This window comes from Methanosaeta sp. UBA458, from assembly GCF_002496085.1.
GTDB lineage: Archaea > Halobacteriota > Methanosarcinia > Methanotrichales > Methanotrichaceae > Methanothrix > Methanothrix soehngenii.
This window is the reverse complement of sequence record NZ_DAIK01000004.1, coordinates 25,268-29,097: the sequence shown is the minus strand read 5'-3', so window position 1 is coordinate 29,097 and position 3,830 is coordinate 25,268. Positions and strand designations below refer to the sequence as shown.

Annotated in this window: 6 protein-coding genes; all 6 read left to right on the top strand. The window is 53.5% G+C overall.

The features are described 5' to 3' along the window. Complete coding sequence (locus BP822_RS00260; protein WP_286877471.1) at window positions 1–123, top strand: CDP-archaeol synthase; 123 nt, start codon at window positions 1–3, stop codon at window positions 121–123. 150 nt (window positions 124–273) lie between these two features. After that, the gene (mtrE, locus tag BP822_RS00255; protein ID WP_286877470.1) at window positions 274–1,179 is read left to right on the top strand and encodes a tetrahydromethanopterin S-methyltransferase subunit E; all 906 of its coding nucleotides are present in this window, start codon (window positions 274–276) and stop codon (window positions 1,177–1,179) included. Continuing rightward, complete coding sequence (mtrD, locus tag BP822_RS00250; protein ID WP_394296220.1) at window positions 1,179–1,865, top strand: tetrahydromethanopterin S-methyltransferase subunit D; 687 nt, start codon at window positions 1,179–1,181, stop codon at window positions 1,863–1,865. The genes mtrE and mtrD overlap by 1 nt, the downstream gene beginning before the upstream one ends. A gap of 2 nt (window positions 1,866–1,867) precedes the next feature. Then, a complete protein-coding gene (mtrC, locus tag BP822_RS00245) occupies window positions 1,868–2,695 on the top strand; it encodes a tetrahydromethanopterin S-methyltransferase subunit MtrC (protein WP_013718863.1) in 828 nt (275 codons plus the stop codon). Window positions 2,696–2,706: 11 nt separating this feature from the next. Then, complete coding sequence (locus BP822_RS00240) at window positions 2,707–3,057, top strand: tetrahydromethanopterin S-methyltransferase subunit B (RefSeq protein ID WP_013718862.1); 351 nt, start codon at window positions 2,707–2,709, stop codon at window positions 3,055–3,057. 2 nt (window positions 3,058–3,059) lie between these two features. Then, complete coding sequence (mtrA, locus tag BP822_RS00235) at window positions 3,060–3,791, top strand: tetrahydromethanopterin S-methyltransferase subunit A (RefSeq protein WP_276619681.1); 732 nt, start codon at window positions 3,060–3,062, stop codon at window positions 3,789–3,791. The last annotated feature ends 39 nt before the right edge of the window (window positions 3,792–3,830 follow it).

Genomic DNA, 3,830 nt, shown 5'->3' with positions numbered 1-3,830 from the left:
CTGTGGTTTTGGCATAACTTCACACCTTTGATAATGATAATAGTGCTGATCATCACCCCCATTCTCCACCGCATAACCAATATCATTGGCTACAAGATCGGCGCAAAGAGAGAGCCCTGGTAGAGTTTTCCCTGGTGATATCCGCCTGAGAAATTTTTGCCTGCCGGAGATCGCGAAAGGTTTATAAGTTTGGGTAATTGATACCAAGAGCGTCATAGCCAATTTTATAGTGGAAAACTATGAAATTGGTAAAATGAAAAGGAGGAGGAATAAATGGACGCATTTAGCATGGGGCTTATAGCCGCAATGGGAGCCCTTGCGACGGTTGCTGGTGCCTCTGAAGATATAGAATCCGATGTAGGATCTCAGAGCAATCCCAACTCGCAAGTTCAGCTGGCTGCCCAGGTTGGCAACCCCCACAGGATTTATAATAAGGCCATCTCGGGCGAACCGCCGGCCAATGCCCTGTGGTGTGCCACAGCTGCTATAGTAGCCTATACGCTTATTACCGCCTTCCAGATGCCCGCATTGATGGCCCTGGTAGCAGGCGCATCCGTTGCTGCACTATTCAACGGTGTCTTTTCAATGAGCTCCTACTTTGGCAGGAACTCCAGCCAGGCCAGGTTCAACCAGTGGATTTATCTGGATATCGTCAGGTACACCACGCCATCGATTATGGCGCATGCCTGGATAACATCATTCTGTATTGCAACTATATCGTATATCATGGTATATATGCTGCCAACGCCACATCCCTTCCCGATGCCCATCATCGCTCTGATCTGGGGACTGGCTGTGGGTGCCATAGGCTCCTCGGTGGGAGATATTCATTATGGCGGCGAGAGGGAGTTCCAGAACCGGCCATTCGGCTGCGGTCTGAACACCATGCTCTCCGGCCAGATTGTGAGGAAGGCAGAGGCAGGTCTGAGAAACTCCATAGACAACGCCTGGTTCTGCACCAAGTTCGGCGGGCCGGCCACTGGGATGGGATTCGGCCTGACGGTCTTTCTGGACAACTGGCGGACAACGGTATTCGATCCCGTAACCCAGGCTTCTTATGCCATTCTCATGGGAGTCTTCTTCATTCTTGTTGAGGTCTCTTATAACCACTATATAGAGAGGTCCACCAGGAGAAAGTATGGACCATATCCAGAGTATAAGGGGGATGTAGCAGCATGATATTTGATGCAACTACCATTGTATACATCCTGGAGATCGTCGTGGGAGGGCTTCTGGTAGGCGTCGGCGTTCACTTCGTCCCTGTGGGCGGTGCACCTGCGGCCATGGCCCAGGCTACCGGCATCGGTACGGGAACTGTGCAGCTGGCAGCCGGATCGGGTCTCACTGGCCTCTTGGCTGCGGGCCTGATGATGTCGGTCACAGATAACATCTGGCTCGTCTTAGCTTCTGGAGCTGTCGGCGCAGGAATTATGGTGGGCTCCACCATGCTTACTGGCTCCTGGATATACGCTTATGCAGTAGGAGTGCCCTTTGTCTCGGCCAAGGTGACATATGATCCCATAACCGGATTCTCCCAGCCGCCTTATATCGCACCGGGAACAGTCGGCCATGGTATACCCACGGTCTGCTTTGTCAGCGGCCTAATCGGCGGCATGATGGGGGGTCTTGGCGGAGCCATGATCTACTATGCACTCTATTTGATCAACGGCAATGCCGCTTTGAGCGCCATGTTCGCCATTGGTATTTTCATGGTGAACGCTGTGATTGCCTCCTGGAACATCCAGGGTACAATCGAGGGCTTCCATGATCCGAAGTTCAAGAAATGGCCCTTCGCATTCAGAGCCTGTCTCATCGCCAGCGTACTGCTCGCTTTAGCATCAGTATTGATCACCGGAGGTGCCTAGAAATGTCTGTAGGAGGAAGTGCAGGCGGAGCGCCGTCTGCATATGAGCCCAAGAAGCTGAGAATGTACGGCCTGGTGGGCTCCATTGTGGGAATTTATCTGGGCTCAATACTCAATTCCGCCCTTAACACTGAGGTGTTCTCCTTTATCGGAGCGGTGGCTGCTATATTCGCCGTGGTCATGGGAGCTAATTCAGTGCGAAGAGTCTGCGCTTACGGTATTGGTACAGGAGTTCCATCGATCGGCATGCTCGCTTTGGGCATGGGAATCATCGCCGTTATGTTCGGACTCTCCGTAGCGGAAACACTGGGATTCGGGATGCTCGGTCCGATCATCACCCTGATCTATGCCGGTGTCTTCGGTTACATTATAGGCGTCATCGCCAATAAGGTCATCAAGTTCAACATCCCGGTGATGGAGGAGGGCAATGCCGATCTGTCCATGGCGGGTGCACTGGCCATTTTAGGCTGGAGCTTTGCCATATCTGGCACCCTCGGATATGACGATATCGTGAATGATGTTCTTATGACCGGCTACATCGCCATCATCTTCATCGCTGGAGGTCTGGCCATCCTGCATCCCTTCAATGCCAATCTCGGCCCGGATGAGAAGCAGGATAGGACCCTGGTCAATGCGATAATGGTGGGTGGACTGGCCATGACTGCCACTGGAATTGGGGCCTTGTTGACTCAGGGCCTGGGTGCAGGACTGCTGCAGATCATCATCGGCTTTGCCATATGGTACTACTTCTTCAAGATGTACTACAAGCTGGTGAAGAGGGATGCATCCGCGGTTGTCGGAACAGGATTATTGCCGCCAACGGTGCAGTGAGGTGTTCTAAAATGGGATTTGTTAGAGTTTCACCGGAACTGGGCCTGATCTTCGACCCCATGAAAGGGGTGGTCTCGGAGCAAAGGGCGGACGTGGTCTTGTTCACCTTCGACCCAGTTTATGAGAGAATAGAAAAGATGGACAAAGTGGCTGACGACCTCGTGAATCAGCTAGTGCCGGACAATGAGCTCCTGTCGTCTTACGCCAGAAGAGGAAAGGCATCGTACATAGCGGGCCTATACACCAACATCTGGGTAGGATTCATCATCGGACTGGTGCTGTCCTTCGTGCTGCTGCTGTCTATGGCGTTCACCAATCCGGCCACATTTGAGATCGTCAAGAAAGCTCTCGGAGGTGCTTAGAGATGGTGCTTAAAAAGAAGCCTTCCGACCCCTGGCCGACGATCACAGGCGAGTATGAGGTGGGCAATCCAGAGAGCCCGGTAGCAGTATGCACCTGCGGATCGCACCTTCACAATGCCGATCTGATCAAGGCAGGAGCAGCCCTGGCCGGGCCCTGCAAGACCGAGAACATCGGCATAGAGAAGATGGTGGCCAATGTCATCGCCAATCCCAATATCAGATTTGTCCTGGTCACGGGAATGGAGGTCAAGGGGCACATCACAGGGCAGGCGGTCGAGGCCTTCACCCAGAGCGGAATCGACAAGGAAGGCAGGATCATCGGAGCTAAGGGAGCCATTCCCTTCATCCAGAACCTGACCCCTGAGGCCATTGAGCGCTGGAAGGAGCAGGTCGAAGCGGTCATGATGCTGAACACCGAGGACATTGGAGCAATCACCAGCAAGGTCAAGGAGCTGGCCAGCAAAGACCCCGGTGCTCTTGATGTCGAGCCCATGGCCATCGAGATCAAAGAGGGTGGAGAAGAAGAAGAGGCAGGCGGCCTCAAGCCCATGGCGGCTGAGATGGTGGAGGTAAGAGGGAGGATGCGCGGCATAGACACCGCCGTGACCAACGTCGGCCTCCTCAACAAGCTCCAAGCGGGCATATATGTCGGCAAGATCGAGGGCATTGCCCTGGGCATGACCGTGGTCTTGGTCCTCTTCGGATTGATTCTCAGAGTGGCAGGAGGAGTGTAAAATGGCAGAAGAGATTGCATATGGCCAGGGAATACCCAC

Coding starts and splice junctions, on each gene's coding strand:
- mtrE (WP_286877470.1), top strand. CDS start 274: ATGGACGCATTTAGCATGGGGCTTATAGCCGCAATGGGAGCCCTTGCG.
- mtrC (WP_013718863.1), top strand. CDS start 1,868: ATGTCTGTAGGAGGAAGTGCAGGCGGAGCGCCGTCTGCATATGAGCCC.
- BP822_RS00240 (WP_013718862.1), top strand. CDS start 2,707: ATGGGATTTGTTAGAGTTTCACCGGAACTGGGCCTGATCTTCGACCCC.
- mtrA (WP_276619681.1), top strand. CDS start 3,060: ATGGTGCTTAAAAAGAAGCCTTCCGACCCCTGGCCGACGATCACAGGC.